12 protein-coding genes are annotated in these 13,665 nt (G+C 68.1%); 6 read left to right on the top strand and 6 right to left on the bottom strand.

Going from position 1 to position 13,665, the window contains the following annotated elements; translation table 11 throughout:
- Positions 1 to 8: 8 nt before the first annotated feature.
- Positions 9 to 1,385 carry a VWA domain-containing protein gene (locus H6717_18920; GenBank protein MCB9579109.1) on the bottom strand — a complete coding sequence of 459 codons (1,377 nt, stop codon included), beginning with the start codon at positions 1,383 to 1,385 and terminating at the stop codon, positions 9 to 11.
- 173 nt (positions 1,386 to 1,558) lie between these two features.
- Between H6717_18920 and H6717_18915 the strand changes: the two genes are divergently transcribed.
- Together H6717_18915 and H6717_18910 are read left to right on the top strand one after the other, a co-directional pair.
- Positions 1,559 to 2,695 carry an alpha/beta hydrolase gene (locus H6717_18915; protein ID MCB9579108.1) on the top strand — a complete coding sequence of 379 codons (1,137 nt, stop codon included), beginning with the start codon at positions 1,559 to 1,561 and terminating at the stop codon, positions 2,693 to 2,695.
- A gap of 82 nt (positions 2,696 to 2,777) precedes the next feature.
- Positions 2,778 to 4,181: a hypothetical protein gene (locus H6717_18910; GenBank protein ID MCB9579107.1), complete on the top strand. Its 1,404-nt coding sequence runs from the start codon at positions 2,778 to 2,780 to the stop codon at positions 4,179 to 4,181.
- 39 nt (positions 4,182 to 4,220) lie between these two features.
- Here H6717_18910 and H6717_18905 read toward each other — a convergent pair whose 3' ends face one another.
- The 5 genes from H6717_18905 to H6717_18885 all read right to left on the bottom strand — a co-directional run bounded on the left by H6717_18905 (position 4,221) and on the right by H6717_18885 (position 9,396).
- Complete coding sequence (locus H6717_18905) at positions 4,221 to 5,810, bottom strand: putative metal-binding motif-containing protein (protein MCB9579106.1); 1,590 nt, start codon at positions 5,808 to 5,810, stop codon at positions 4,221 to 4,223.
- Positions 5,811 to 5,880: 70 nt separating this feature from the next.
- Positions 5,881 to 7,137, bottom strand: a complete 1,257-nt coding sequence (locus H6717_18900; GenBank protein MCB9579105.1) for a type II toxin-antitoxin system HipA family toxin — start codon at positions 7,135 to 7,137, stop codon at positions 5,881 to 5,883.
- Positions 7,134 to 7,454, bottom strand: coding sequence for a helix-turn-helix transcriptional regulator (locus H6717_18895; GenBank protein ID MCB9579104.1), 321 nt, complete (start codon positions 7,452 to 7,454; stop codon positions 7,134 to 7,136). The genes H6717_18900 and H6717_18895 overlap by 4 nt, the downstream gene beginning before the upstream one ends.
- Positions 7,455 to 7,566: 112 nt before the next feature.
- Positions 7,567 to 7,848 carry a hypothetical protein gene (locus tag H6717_18890; protein ID MCB9579103.1) on the bottom strand — a complete coding sequence of 94 codons (282 nt, stop codon included), beginning with the start codon at positions 7,846 to 7,848 and terminating at the stop codon, positions 7,567 to 7,569.
- Positions 7,849 to 7,857: 9 nt separating this feature from the next.
- Complete coding sequence (locus H6717_18885; GenBank protein ID MCB9579102.1) at positions 7,858 to 9,396, bottom strand: hypothetical protein; 1,539 nt, start codon at positions 9,394 to 9,396, stop codon at positions 7,858 to 7,860.
- Positions 9,397 to 9,493: 97 nt separating this feature from the next.
- Here H6717_18885 and H6717_18880 point away from each other — a divergent pair, with 97 nt between their 5' ends.
- From H6717_18880 to H6717_18865, 4 genes are all read left to right on the top strand, one after another.
- A complete protein-coding gene (locus tag H6717_18880) occupies positions 9,494 to 10,033 on the top strand; it encodes a GNAT family N-acetyltransferase (GenBank protein MCB9579101.1) in 540 nt (179 codons plus the stop codon).
- A gap of 7 nt (positions 10,034 to 10,040) precedes the next feature.
- Positions 10,041 to 11,672 (top strand): glycoside hydrolase family 1 protein, encoded by a 1,632-nt coding sequence (locus tag H6717_18875; protein MCB9579100.1) that lies wholly within the window; start codon positions 10,041 to 10,043, stop codon positions 11,670 to 11,672.
- Positions 11,673 to 11,751: 79 nt separating this feature from the next.
- Positions 11,752 to 12,870 carry an AAA family ATPase gene (locus H6717_18870; protein MCB9579099.1) on the top strand — a complete coding sequence of 373 codons (1,119 nt, stop codon included), beginning with the start codon at positions 11,752 to 11,754 and terminating at the stop codon, positions 12,868 to 12,870.
- Positions 12,871 to 13,602 carry a hypothetical protein gene (locus H6717_18865; protein MCB9579098.1) on the top strand — a complete coding sequence of 244 codons (732 nt, stop codon included), beginning with the start codon at positions 12,871 to 12,873 and terminating at the stop codon, positions 13,600 to 13,602.
- Positions 13,603 to 13,665: the final 63 nt, after the last annotated feature.

Here is a 13,665-nt window from a genome sequence, read left to right as displayed (position 1 = left end):
CGTCTCCGTCAGAACGCCGAGCGCGAGAGATTGTTGTTGTTCTTTTCCGTCGCGGCTTTGGTGAGCGCCTTGGCCTTGGGGCTGCCGGGCTTGGCGGCGCGGAAGCCAGACTTGGCGGCGCTCACGTCGGCACGCTGACGGGCGAGCTGGGCGGCGACCTCCGCAGGTGCTTCGGCCTCCGCCGCGCTGAGCGCCGCCATGTTCTGGTCGAGGAGCTCCTGAGCCTTGCCCTCGTCTCCGTGGGCGAAGCTTTCGGCGGCGGCGAGCTGCCGCACGCTGGCCAGGGCGCTCACGGCGCTGGCATACACGGCGGGATCGCGGCTCTCCGCCACGGCGCTCTTTTGCGAGTCGCCCACCACCGAGAGCGCCGCGAGCTTGGCGCGGGTGTGGCTGCCGCCGACCTTCTGCCAGGAGACGGTGGCGCCGAGCGCGAGGCTCTCGCCCTGCTCCGCGTCGGTCGACAGCTCGACGATGATGCGGCGCTCGTCCCCGGCAAAGAGCGAGCCCAGGGCCAGCTCGACCTCGCCATCGTCGGCGTGGCGGGTCTCGGCGCCAATGGCTTGCACGAAGCGCATGCCGCGGGGCAGCGTCAGCGTGGCGCGAGCGTCTTCCACGACCGTGCTGGCGGTTTCTTCCAGCTCCTTGTGCAGGAAGGATGCCAGGGCCGTGCCGTCGCGCACGAAGCCGAAGTTGCCGCGGCCCGCGTTGGCCACGGCGGACATGTAGCTCTCGTCGAAGTCGAGGCCGATGCCGAGCGCCGAGATGGTGACGCGCCGGTCCAGGGCCGAGCGCGCCAAGCGCTCCGCCTGATCGCGCGTGGAGTCGAGCCCGTCGCTCACCAGCACCACGCGGCGCACGCGACCGCCGCTGGCATCGCTCACCGCGCTGAGACCGCGCTCGAGGGCCGGCGGGATGTTGGTGCCGCCGCCGGCTTCCAGGGATTGCACGCGACGTGTGAGCTCTTCCCGCACGTCGCCCACGCGCGCCAGCGGTTGCAGCACCTCGGAGTGGTCGTCGTAGCGCACGAAGGCGACCTCGTCGTCCGCACGCATTTGACGCAAGAGAGACACGACGCTGCGCTTGGACGTTTCGATCTTGTCGCCACTCATGGAGCCCGAGGTGTCGAACACGATGGCCAGCGAGATGGGCGCGCGCTCTCGGGCACGCTCTTCGTCGTCGCCGCGGATCTTGAGCTCGGCGTACAGCGACTGGCCGCCGGTGAGCACCCGGGTCTGACTCAGGGCCAGCGTTCCACTGGCTCCCGGTCCGGAGAAGCTGGAAGCGTTCTTGCCCACGGCGGTACCAAAGGTGAGCGCTTGTCCTCCCCCCGGTGAGCGCGCCAGCACCAGACCCCCCGTCGCCAACACCACAACCGCAGCTGCCACCCCGCGACGCGCACGTGCGGAGCTCAGCCAACGACGTACCGACACCATCGTCGCCTCCGAAGCTCATCTGACGCGGGCGCCCGCCCACTCCTTGGGGCCTCCCGCAGTGATCGTTTCTTGCCTTCTGCCTGCTACGGGCGGCTCTCGGAAAAGATCTGATATCTGTCTCGTCCATGCCGGATGGCTCGTTCTTCCGCCTGCTTCGCTGGCTCGGGCCGTGGGCGGGACAGCAGCTGCCGCCGGGGGTCGTGCGGCAGACCTGGGTCGTGCGCGACGGAGCCCCCGCCGGGCGACGCGCGAATGGCGTGCGGCCGCGCCGTGGCCGGGGCGAGCGCGGGCGACTGGAGGCCTACGTGTACCGGCCGACGCGGCCGGTGGCGGGGACGTACCTGGTGGCGCCGGGGCTCCACTTCGACGGACCGGACGACCCGCGCCTCGACCGCTTCTGCCGCGTGCTCGCGGCTGCGGGCTTTTGCGTCGTCACGCCATTCCTCCCTTCATATGTCGACTTGATCGTGGAGCCCTCCGCGCCCGACGACTTGGAGGTCGTGGCCCGCGCGTTGCTCGAGCGGCTGCCCGCGGACGAGCGCATCACGTTGTTCAGCATTTCCTTCGGCTCCTGGCCGGCGCTGGAGGTGGCGGCGCGACTCGGTCCGGCGGCGCGCGCCGTGATCACCTTCGGCGGCTACGCCGAATTCGAGAGCGCAATCCGCTTCTGCGTCGACGGCATCATGCGGCATCCCGACGGTGACGTTCGGCTGGCTCGCGATCCGTTGAACCAACCCGCGCTGTTCCTCAACATGCTGCCCTGGCTCGAAGACGTGACCGGCGACACGACGGACCTCGAGGCTGCCTGGCGCGAGATGGTGTACCGGACCTGGGGGCGCATGGAGCTGAAGGTGCCGGGGCGCCTCGAGCCCTTCGCTCGAGAGCTCGCGCCACGAGTGCCCGCCGAGCAGCGCGAGCTGTTCCTGATCGGCACCGGCGTGGTGCCCGGCGCCGAGAGCCTGCTCGGCCGCGCGCTGGATCGCGCGGGGGACGCGCTCCGCTTCGCGGATCCCGCGCCCGCGATCCCGCGCCTTCAGTGTCCGGCGGTGGTGTGCCATGGGCGGGACGACGACGTGATTCCGTGGGGCGAAGCGGAGAAGCTCTACCGGGCGCTTTCGGCCCACGTACCCGCGCGGCTGCTGCTCACGGGCCTGTACGGCCACACCGGCGCTGGGCGCCCGAGCGTGCGCGCACTGGGCCGCGAGGTCCGCGCCATGCTGGACATCGCTGAGACGCTGGCGCGCGCGGGCTCAGTGCTTTGACGCGCCGGAGTTGATGTCCGGGGGGCGGATGACGACCGTCAAGTGACTCAAGGCGTCGGCCGAACGACCGTTTCCAGGGTTGATGACCGCGCGACTCCTCGTACTCGCTCTCCTCCTGGCGGCTCCCCTCGCGCGCGCCGGCTCCCGACCTCACCTGTGCGGCGGCAGCGCAAAGGCTCACCATGGGCTGTCCGTCGTCGGCGCCGATGGCGCGACCTACTGCTTCGGCGGCGGCGCCAAGCTCCACGCGGAGCCGGGCACCCAGCTCACGGTGATCCCCGTGGCGCAGGCGCTCATGTTCGAAAACGGGCGCCGAACGGTCACCTACACCGTGGTGCTCCGCAGCGGGCGCGTGGACGCCTACACCGGGGGCAAGAGCGCTGTCTTGGTGGCCACCCCGCAAGCGGCCAACGCCATGATCCAGAGCGGCCACGGCGGAGTGAGCAACGCTCACGGTCGCGTTGCCATCGCCAGCTTCGGCGGCGAAGTCTCCACGCTGCGCGGAGGACGCTACTCGCCGCTCGCGCAGGGCACCGTCGCCGTGATCGACGCCGGGCATCTCGAGCAACGACCGCTCCTGTCGCCGCCTGAGCCAGCGCGCTTCCCGCAGGTGCTGGTGGCGGCATCCGACGCCGTGCGCATCGAGCACGCGAGCTGGCGCGGCGTTCCCGGCGCGGACGCCTACCGGGTTCGCTTCGAGGACGAGAAGGGCGCGCTGATCGGCGAGCGGAAAGAGGACTTTCCCAAGCTCACCGTCCCCTTTTCGGACGTGCCCCCCGGGCGCTACCGCTTGGTGATTCGCGCGGTGGACGAGCTCGGCTTCCAAGGCCGACCGCTGGCGCTACCGATCCACGTGCTCGGCATCGACGTGCCGGCGGGTTCCTACGTGGACGATGCCGGCGTGATCCGCCTGGTGCGTGGCCAACATGCGAAGCTCAGAAACCCGGGCGGGCTGGAGATGACCTACGGCGCCGCGACGCACTTCGTTCCGGCTGCGCGGCAAGTGGGCCTGTACCGCAACGAGCCCACCGTCGTCCGTTTCCGCGTGCGTCCCGGTGGCCCCGTCGCCATCCAACGCCTGGCCCCGCGCCGCATTCGCGCGCGCATCGAGATCACGCCGCGCGGCGCCACCTGGCCAAGGGATCCGATCACCGTGCGCATTCGCCTCGAAGACGCGGACGGGGGCGGCGTTCCACCGTGGATCGCGCCCGTCCCGCGGGTGAGCGTCGGCGTGCGCCGACAAGACGTGCGCTTCGAGCGGAAGGACGGCGCACTGGTCGCGACAGTTCCGCCGCGCGCCGAGGCCGGACCCTGGGTGCTGCGCGTGGAGGTCGCCGACCAGTTCGGCAACGAGCTCGGCCGGGACTTCCTCGAGATCTCCCGCGCCCGCCGCCACGAAAAGCTCGCCGCCGCCAAGGCTCCGGCGCCTGCACCCACCCCCAAGCGTCCGGAAAAGAAGCCGCCCAAGACCGTCGCCGCCAAGTAGCTTGGCTTTGTCGGTCCAGCGCGGAACCGCGTGCGGCCGCTACTGCACGGCGTCACACAGGTTGGGCCCGCTGGCCCATCGGTGAAGTACCGCGGTGCCCGTCGACTCGTCCGACCAGAGCACGAGCACACTCTGATCGCTCCAGGCCGCGACGGGCGGACCGAAGCCGGTCCAGTCCGGGATATCGACGTCCGCTAGCTTGAGCTGAGCCGTGGAGACGCAGCCGGCCTTGAATCGGACCAGCTGCACCTTGGCGGTAACACTCGAGCCCTCGCCAAAGACTGCAAGGCGTGCGCTGCCTCGGGCGGCCACGCTGCCGAGTAGCGGAGCCGACGCACTCACACTGATTGGAGAGCACGCCGTCGTACCGTGTTGCTCGTAGTAGCGAAGGGCGGTGGGTTCGCTCCAGCCGCCGCTCCAACCGTCGTCTGTGGCGGCAACGGCTGGCCGTTTGGGACTCGCACCAGTCGGCAAGTCCTTGGCGCCGGAAACAGCGAAGCTCGCGCTGAGGCCGAACACCTTGATCGCATTGACGACCGCGGTCGAGCCCCGCTCCTCGGCCACGAACAGTCCTCCACTGCCGCTGGCGATAGCCGGTGCCTTGTTCGCCCCGCCCGTGTCGCCGACCTGCTTGTCCCCTCCGGCTGTGGGGGTTCCCGCGGCATCCACAGCGTGGGCGTAGAGCGTGCCCAGGGTGTTGGTCCGAGCATCCGACCAGATGACCGTCCAGCCCGTCGCGGTCGCGGCGACGTCGGGATCTCCCGCCTTCGACGCGCCGTCACTGATGGGCTTCGCGGCTTCCGGGAAGGTGGCGTTGGGACTCACGCGCCTCAGCTTCACCCTGCCTCCGCTGCTCCACGCCACGGCAAAGTGGGAGCCGCTCCACGCTACGCGGGGCGCGGCGTCATCAGCCGAAACTTGCACCTTCGAGCCGACCATGTCGCCCGCCGGTGTGACGCGTGCGTACTGAATCCCGCCCCCAAAAGCGTCCCGCCAGACGACGCCATAGTGCTTGTCGGTCGGGGACCATGCGACGTCCGGGAAGTAGGCGGCATCTGCGAGCTGCTTCGAGCTCCCCGTGGGGGATGACGTTCCTTCCTCGAACTCGTCCTTGCCGTTACAGTCGTTGTCGATCCCATCGCAGACCTCGCTGGCGCCGGGAAACACCGCTTTGTTCGCGTCGTCGCAGTCATCGGCTGTCGTGTCTGCGGTACACGCCGCGTCCAAGTGCTGGTCGCCATCCGCGTCTTTGCCCACCACGACGCAGGTTCCGGTGCCGGCGCTCTCCTTGCATGCAGATTCGCAGTGGGCGGCGTCCGGGTTCTGGCAGTCCATTGGTGTGCCCGCGACGCAGCCCGTGGAGCCACAGGTCTCCTTGCCGTTGCACGCGAGCCCGTCGTCACAGTCAGCGTCCTTGGTGCAGCTCGTGGGCAGGCCTCCAGCCCCCGCGCTTCCTCCCGTTGCACCGCCCGCCCCCGTCCCGCCTGTTCCGCTGGTGGTTCCGCCCGCACCGGCCGCGCCCCCAGCGTCTCCACCCGTTCCTCCGGTTGGAGACGCCGTAAACTCGTCCGAGGAACAACCTACGGCGGCGAAACACACGAGTGCGGTGAGCGAAACTGATCGACGCATGGTCCCTCCCAACGGGGTCAACAAATTCGGGGGGAGCTTACGCGACCCGTCGGGTAGCCGCAAACGCGCTTCAGTCCCGCGTCGGGTCGATGACGGATGCGAGCGTCTGCACTTCTCGGCGCGAGATCCCGATGTCGCGCGCCAAGGGCTGCCAATCGGACAGCGCTTCACGAACCTGTCGCTCGATGCGCGAGGCTTCCGCGGCGGATAGGCGGTAGAGCTCTCGCGTCGCGTGTACGCGGCCGACGCTCGGCACAGAGCTCGCATCGTCGAGATTCAGAGCGTGTTCGAGCTTGTCCGGGTTCGGGTTCACGTCGAACGCGGGCGCCAAGCACCACCCGCGGCGGCCACGCAAGAAGCCATGGTTTCGCAGGTGGTCGTCGCGATTGCCGAGCAGAACGTTGAACACGACTCTGCGGTAGAGCTGCTCGAGATCGGACTCGATGGTGGCCGCGTCGCCCGCGTTCTGTATCGCCTCCGCTATGTCGAGGTAGCTCGCAGCGTCGCCGTCGTCGTGGCCGGATGCACTCATCGCAGAGAGGTACAGGCGCCGGCGTTGCTCGTCCCGATCGAACCGCTGCACTGCGAATGTGTGATGCTCGCCGGTGAGCTCGAGGAGCTCTGCGTTCGGTACCCGCACGCCCGCCTGGGCTGCGAGTCGATGCGCGAGGTACTCCCACGCGCCGACGTCGTGGCGATCTTGGCGGCCCGGGAACTTCGCGATCCAGAGCGCGCCATCCGGCGCCTCGAAGGTCGCCTTGGGTCGCGCGCCGCCCAGACTGGTCCCCGGGGCCAGTAGCTGGCGAAGCCAGGTCGTGTATTCCGGCCGATCCTCGCTTCCCGGCTCCTCCAGTGCCAGGGCGATGCCTTGAAGCTCGCGGAGCCGTGTCTTCGGCGGTGCGCTCAGCGCCCGGTCGTCGAGGAATCTTTCGCCGTCTCGCTCGCGGAGACGCAGAGCACCCATGCGAGCAACGTCTGCGACGCCGAGCAGGAACTCCCACTCTTGGAGCCGCCGTGGTTTGCGCGCTTCCGCTTCTGCTTCCAGGGACTCGCGACGCTCCATCAAGATCCTACCCCAGCGATCGGGAGCCGTGTCTCGCAGCACTCCGAACATGCCGCCGTGGCTCGGGAAGAAGTCCCCAGGGTAGAGTGGAAGCTCGGGATCGATCGCGAAGGCCCCCGCCGTCCTTTCCAGCCAATCTTCCGTGTATGCAAAGCGAGGCACCTCCGCGCTGCCGCGCCGGTCGCACGACAGTACGCCGACCTCGACCTTGGCGCCGTGAAGGGCATCGTCGAGTACGACCGCCACCTGGTCGGGAAGCCTCACGGCTTGCTCCTGGTTCTGCCCCGGGGCGGACCCTTCTGGTGGATGTCTTGCAGGCGGCGGCCCAGCTCGTCATCCGCAGCCAGACGATCGACGTCCGCCCCAAGGCCGAGCACTTGGAGGATGCGCAACACGGCGGCCAGGCTCACCCGCGCGTCGCCGTTCTCGAGCTTGCGGAGTGTGGGGATGGAGATCCCGGCCCGCACGGCGAGGGTGTGCTGCGTCATGCGCCGCCGCTTTCGCGCCGCCGCGAGGCGCTCCCCGAGCGCGTTCAGTTGCTTTCGGGCCGCGGGAAACACCGCGGGGCTCCGCTTCGCCATAGAAAATAAGCTAGCGGTTAGAGAGTTAAATGCAAACTATATATTGCATTTTTACGCAGAGCGGCGCGACGGGTATCGCGCCGCACCAACATTCAAACGAAAGAGCGCGGGGTCAGAGCACGCTTTCGAGCCCGGCTCCGACGATGGCGATGACGGCGAGGGCGGCGATCATCCAGAAAGCGCCGAGCAGCACACCCCACAGCGAGCGGCGTGTCTTGATGAAGTGGAACGGGATGCACAGCGGCCCGAACACCACGACGGACATCAGGAACGTGACGCGATTCCAGGAACGATCGAGTCGCTCTCCAGAGAGGCGGGACAGATCGAAGCGCACGATGCCCCAGGGAACGGCGATGGAGAGCGCGAGCTGGATCGCGAAGAGGAGGACCGTCACGGCCGTGGGCTACTGCGACGCGAGGTCCGTCACCAGCTCGCGGAACGCCGTTTGCTCGTGCGGCTTGGGACCGGACGTGCGGCGGAACAAGGAGGCGCGGTTCTTGCCGGCCTCGCACTCGAACACCTTCTCGGCGTGCTCCAGCGCGGGGTCCACGTTCTGGCCCGAGGTGACGGCCTTGCTCAAATCTTGAAGCGCCGGAGTCATGGCGTCACAGCCATCTGCCGGCTCCGGAAGCTCGATCGGCTTGGCGTCCGGCGGACAGCAGCCGGAGCGCACCACGGCGTAGGCCGCCATCTCGTACCAGCCGAGCTTGCTGAACACACGCATCGCGTCCGTCACGTTGCCCGTGCCCGCGCCCTCCACCACGGCCACCCGCAGCTTGGAGGAGCCTTCCCGGGGATCCGTCTCTTCGCACATCCAGGCGAGGTCCGGCGCTTTCTTGAAGGCGCCCTTGGGCAAATGCGCGGCGACGCAGCTCGCCATCTTGTCGCCAGTGACCTCGCTCTCCGCGGTGACCGGCACTTCCGAAAGGCTCACCGCCTTCGCCGAAGCGGGTGGGGCGGCAGGCTTTTCCGCCGGCGTGGCGGATGCGGTGTGCTCGACGATCTTGACCTCCGGCTTGCTCATCCAAGCGGAGACGCCCCACGCTGCGCCCAGTCCCACCACGATGGCACCGAAGGCGAGGCCCACGACCAACGCCTTGGAGCGGGGTTTTTCCGCCGGCGCGGCCGGCATGGAGGAGCTGACCGCGGGCACGCCGGCCCCGGGCGGGTGGGAGCTCATGCCCGGTGGCAAGGGCGGCGGAATGCTGGGTGTTCCCTCGTGGTCTTCGTGCTGCTCTCCCGCGTGGTTCACGAACCAGCGGGCGAGCTCTCGTTTCAGCTCGTGAAGTGAAGCGCGTGCTGCGGGATCCGGCGCCAGGCCATGGGCCACGGTGCCCGCGAGCTCGGGATCTTCCACACCGACGGCTTCCGCCGAAGCGAAGCCCGCATCCGGCGGTCGCTCTCCCGTGAGCATTTCGTAGAGCACGCTGGCGATGGCCCAGCAGTCGTCTTCGAAGGTGGGCGGCCCTTCCGTACCGCGCTCGGGGCAGCGGTGTCCCGACGCGCTCGCCTCTAGTGCCCAACCCAGCACCGGACCGCTCCGCTTTTCGGGCTCGATGATCACGCTCGCGGGATGCACGAAGCCGTGGGCGGCGCCTGCGTCGTGCAGTGTTTCCACCGCCTCCGCCAAACGCAGCGCGCACTTCACCGACTCCACGTGGGTCCAGCGATGGCGCGCGCCCAGCTCCTGCTGCAGCGTGACGCCGGGCACGTGCTCCGTGACCAAGATGTGGGTGTGCTCCACCACCACGTCCCCTAGCAGGGTGGCGAGGTAGCCGTAGGTCACGCCCACGCCGGGACGCACGGGCTTCACCCAGGTGCGCGGCACCTCGAAGGCGTGGATGGCGGCGCCGGATTCCAGGTCCACTCCGGCGAAGCCGACGCTGCCGGAGGCGGGCGCGTCCAGGCGGAACCGGTCCGCGAGCACGACCCCAGGTCCCATCACCGACATGTGACTGACTCCGCTCCTGGCATACGGGCCGCACCAGAGTCCCACTTCCACCGGCGGGCGTCCAGCCTGGGTGCGCTACGATCCCCGCGTGCCGGCCCAGCTTCGCCTCGCCAACCCGGACGACGCCGCGCTTTTCGTGGCCCTCGTGCGCGAAGGATTTGCGGGCACTCGCGGCTATCCGAACCCGTCGAGCGCGCTCGACGAAACAGAAGTACAGGTGCGTGCGGCGCTCGAGCGCGATTTCGGCATCGTGGCCCGCCTGCATGGCGACGACGTGGGCTCTGCCCGGTTTCGCCTCGAGTGGGCGCGGCCCCCGAGCTTCGACGAACACGAAGCGGTTCGCGCCGCCGCCGCGGGCCACGCCGTGACCGACTCTCCCGGGGGGCGGCTGTTCTTCTCGCGCCTCACGGTGCTACCCCGCGCTCGTCGCCGCGGCGTTGCCCACGACATGATCCGGTATCTTTCGATTTTGTCGCTGCGGTGCGGAATCGACACGCTCGCCATCACCGTCCGTTCCCAACAGCCCGACAACCGCCCCCTGTGGCAGCACCTGGGCTTCGAGATCACGGGCTATTCGGAGCGCTACGGCATCGACGACATGGTCACCCACATGCAGAGAAAGCTATGATCGCGTCATGAAGCACTGGGCGCTCGGGATGCTTGCGCTGGCGGCGGTGGGCTGCGGCGGCTCGGACGACGAACCCAAGCCGAGCTCCGGCTCCGGAGACATCGAGTACCCGGCGATGGGCGCGCTCACGGGAGAGAGCGGAAAGGGCAGCTTCCGCTTCGGCGCGGCGAGCGCCGCGACGCAGATCGAAGACCAGAACCAGAGCACGGATTGGTACGTGTTCACCCAGCCCAAGGCCGACGGTGGCCTCGGCAACGGCACCTTCGTGGGCGACGCCGCCAAGGGCTACACGATGGCCCTGGAGGACGTGGAGCTCTTGAAGGCGATGCACCTGGACTCGTATCGCTTCAGCATCGAGTGGGCGCGCATCGAGCCCAAGCGCGATCAGATCGACGAAGCGGCGCTGAAACACTACTCGGACTTCATCGACGCGCTGATCGCGGCCGGCATCAAGCCGATGGTGACGATCCACCATTTCTCGAACCCGGTGTGGGTGGACGACCCGCGGGACACGGACTGCGTGAACGGCCCCACGGACGAAAATCTCTGCGGTCTGGGCCACCCTCAGGGCGGCCCGATGGTGATCGCGGAGATGGCAGAGCACGCCAAGCTCCTGGCGGAGCGTTTCGGGGATCGCGTGGACGAGTGGGGCACCCTGAACGAACCGGTGAACTATCTGCTCGCCGCGTACGGCATCGGCTACTTCCCGCCGGGCAAGACATCCATCTTCAGCGAGAAGAGCTTGCTGGAGCAGTTCGTGCCGGTGGTGCGGGACTACGTGTCGGCGCACGCCGCCATGTACAAGGCGATCAAGGCGGCGGACACCATCGATGCCGATGGCGACGGCGTGGCCGCGAACGTGGGGCTCACCCTCTCCGTGGCCAAGTGGGAGCCGGCGCGCTTCAACGAGGTGAGTGAGGATCCCGAAGACGTGACCGCGCGGGATCGCGTGGTGTACGTGTACCACCACCTGCTGGTGGATTCGCTGCGCAACGGCACCTTCGACGCTAACCTCGACGGCACGCCGGACGAAGACCAGCCGGACTGGAAGGGCACGCTGGATTGGCTCGGCGTGCAGTACTACTTCCGCACCGGCGTGACGGGGAACAACGGCCTGGTGCCGGTGCTCAAGGTCACGCCCTGCTTCTCGAGCTTCGACTTCGGCTCCTGCTTGCCGCCCACGGACAAGACCTTCTGCGTCCCCACCATGCACTACGAGTACTACGCCCAGGGCCTGTACGACGTGCTCGCGGACTTCGGGAAGCGCTGGCCGGACCTGCCGCTGGTGGTCACGGAGAGCGGCATCGCCACGGAGGTGGGGGAGCGTCGGGCGGAGAACGTGGTGCGTGCCTTGGAGCAGATCTCCCGCGCTCGGAGCGAGGGCGTGGACGTGCGCGGCTACTACCACTGGAGCCTGTACGACAACTTCGAGTGGGCGGAGGGCTTCACGCCGCGCTTCGGCCTCTACACCGTGGACTACCAGAGCTACGAGCGCAGCGCGACGAAGGGCGCGGAAGTGCTGGGCGAGATCTCCGCCGCGCACCGCATGACGAAGGTACAGCGCGACGCCTACGGGGGCACGGGTCCCATGACGCCGGAGCCGAACCCGCCGGCGGGAGATCTCTGCACCGGGGGGTGAGTCTTTTCAGCGACACAGCAGCGCCAGCGCTGGAAGTGAGCTGGCGGAGCGGCAGCAACCCGGCTAGCCTGCCGGTGCGATGTTCAAACGCGCATCGTTCAAGAACTTCAAGGGGCTTCGCGACGTTTCGCTCGAGCTCGGGCGCATGACGGTGCTGATTGGACCCAACGCCAGCGGCAAGTCGAGCGTGTTGGACGGGATCCACCTGGCGAGCCAGCTCGCGCTGCCGCACAGATGGCGTGAGCGGGACATCCGAGGGCCCTTTGCAGACCTCCTTGAAGGAGCAGCACACCTGCGGACCCGAGGAGAGTCAGGTTCGCTGAGTATTGCGGTGGACATCAGCGCCGGGTCGTTTGCCATCGAATGCATGGCAAATGATGGGGGCGAGTGGCACGCCAGGGCGTCGTTTCCGCGTCCGAATGACTCTGTGGGGGTCCCGAGTCGCGAAGACGTTCGGCCCTTCTTCCAAGCGCTGCCCGCCGAGCTCGGGGCCGTCGTGAGACTGCGGCTCCAGTCCCACAAGCTGAGGTCACCGTCGTACAGCGAGGACGAGGTTCCGCGTGTGGAGCACGACGGAGCGGGGCTTGCGTCTGCCATCGCGCACATTGCTGCGGCCATCGGTCGCGAGGCCATCGAGGCGATCGAGGCGGACCTTCGGGCGGTGGTGCCAACCGTGGGCAAGATCCGGGCGCCTCGCGCCGAGGTGACGCGGCGCGAGACCATCGTGCTTCCCGATGGAAGCTCGACCTTTAGTGATCGTAAGGTCTGGGGTAACAAGGTCGAGGTCGAAGTTGCCGGTGCTGGATATCTCTCCGCCGATCTGCTCAGCGACGGGACGCTGATCGCCCTCGCCCTCGTGACTCTGCTCAATGGTCCTCAGGTGCCTCGCGTCATTCTGCTGGATGACATCGAATCCGGGCTCCATCCGCACGCACAACAAGAGCTCGTTGGCGTGCTTCGCAAATTCATGACGCGAATGCCCGAGGTGCAGTTCGTGCTGACCACCCATTCGCCGTACCTTCTCGATTCGATCGAAGACGACGAAATCTACGCGCTCCGTTTGAATGACAATGGGCACACCGTGTGCCGGAAGCTGTGCGAGCACCCAGATTGGGCGCGTTGGCGCGGCAAGATGAAAATGGGGGAGTTCTGGAGCACCGTGGGCGAAGACTGGGTGCCCGAGAACGCGGCTGAGTAGATGCTGCGAATCGGGTTGGCTGCCGAAGACCGGTTGCTAGCGGAGCTCGCGCGGACGATCGCGGACGCGGTGCTGTGCGAAGCAGTCGAGTGGCTGGACACAGCTCTCCTTCCAGACGTGCGGAGCTGGACCGGCCTACGAGACGACGAGGACTACTTCCGCCTTTCTCGAGCGTACGAAACAGCTCAGAGTCGCGGGCTCCACGTCCACGGGCATTTCGGCCAGGTGCCGGGCGAACCCGACGCTCGTATGGCCAGAGCAACGCTCTTGTTGTTCAGTGATTCCAAGTTGAACGAAACGGTGCCAGTGGCCGTCGTGCTCGCGCGCGATACTGACGGGAAGGAAGAGCGGCGTGCGGGGTTGAAGCAAGCGGCCGAGAGCGGAGACTGGCCGTTTCGTGTGTTGATCGCTGCGGCGAACCCCGAGTCGGAAGCGTGGCTGGTTGCCGGGTTCGTTCCGAAGAACGTCGAAGAGCAGAAGCGGCTCCAAGCCGAACGAAAGCGCTTGGGGTTCGACCCGACTGCGGCTCCGGAGCGACTCTCCTCGTCGAGAAAGAGCGATCGCGAGGCGAAGAGGGTCGAACGCGCGCTGACCGACGAGGACGAGTCGCGGCGCGCGGAGTGCATGACCCTGCTCGCGACCAGTCATCGAGGAGCGCTATGCGGCGTCACCGAGTACGTGGCGGCGGCGCGCCGAGAGCTTCCCAGCGTATTCGCGAGCGCGCCGCGCTGAACAAACCGAGGTCGACGGCCGTCCGTCACGGTGGTTCCGCGCTGGACCGACAAAAGTAAGGCT

This window comes from Polyangiaceae bacterium, assembly GCA_020633235.1.
Lineage (GTDB): Bacteria > Myxococcota_A > Polyangia > Polyangiales > Polyangiaceae > JACKEA01.
The sequence above is the reverse complement of the archived record's forward strand: the minus strand, read 5'-3'. Positions and strand labels throughout refer to the sequence as shown.

Excerpts from the sequence above, each read along its gene's own strand:
- H6717_18915 (MCB9579108.1), top strand. The coding sequence starts at position 1,559 with ATGCCGGATGGCTCGTTCTTCCGCCTGCTTCGCTGGCTCGGGCCGTGG.
- H6717_18910 (MCB9579107.1), top strand. The coding sequence starts at position 2,778 with ATGACCGCGCGACTCCTCGTACTCGCTCTCCTCCTGGCGGCTCCCCTC.
- H6717_18905 (MCB9579106.1), bottom strand. The coding sequence starts at position 5,810 with ATGCGTCGATCAGTTTCGCTCACCGCACTCGTGTGTTTCGCCGCCGTA.
- H6717_18895 (MCB9579104.1), bottom strand. The coding sequence starts at position 7,454 with ATGGCGAAGCGGAGCCCCGCGGTGTTTCCCGCGGCCCGAAAGCAACTG.
- H6717_18885 (MCB9579102.1), bottom strand. The coding sequence starts at position 9,396 with ATGGGACCTGGGGTCGTGCTCGCGGACCGGTTCCGCCTGGACGCGCCC.
- H6717_18875 (MCB9579100.1), top strand. The coding sequence starts at position 10,041 with ATGAAGCACTGGGCGCTCGGGATGCTTGCGCTGGCGGCGGTGGGCTGC.
- H6717_18870 (MCB9579099.1), top strand. The coding sequence starts at position 11,752 with ATGTTCAAACGCGCATCGTTCAAGAACTTCAAGGGGCTTCGCGACGTT.
- H6717_18865 (MCB9579098.1), top strand. The coding sequence starts at position 12,871 with ATGCTGCGAATCGGGTTGGCTGCCGAAGACCGGTTGCTAGCGGAGCTC.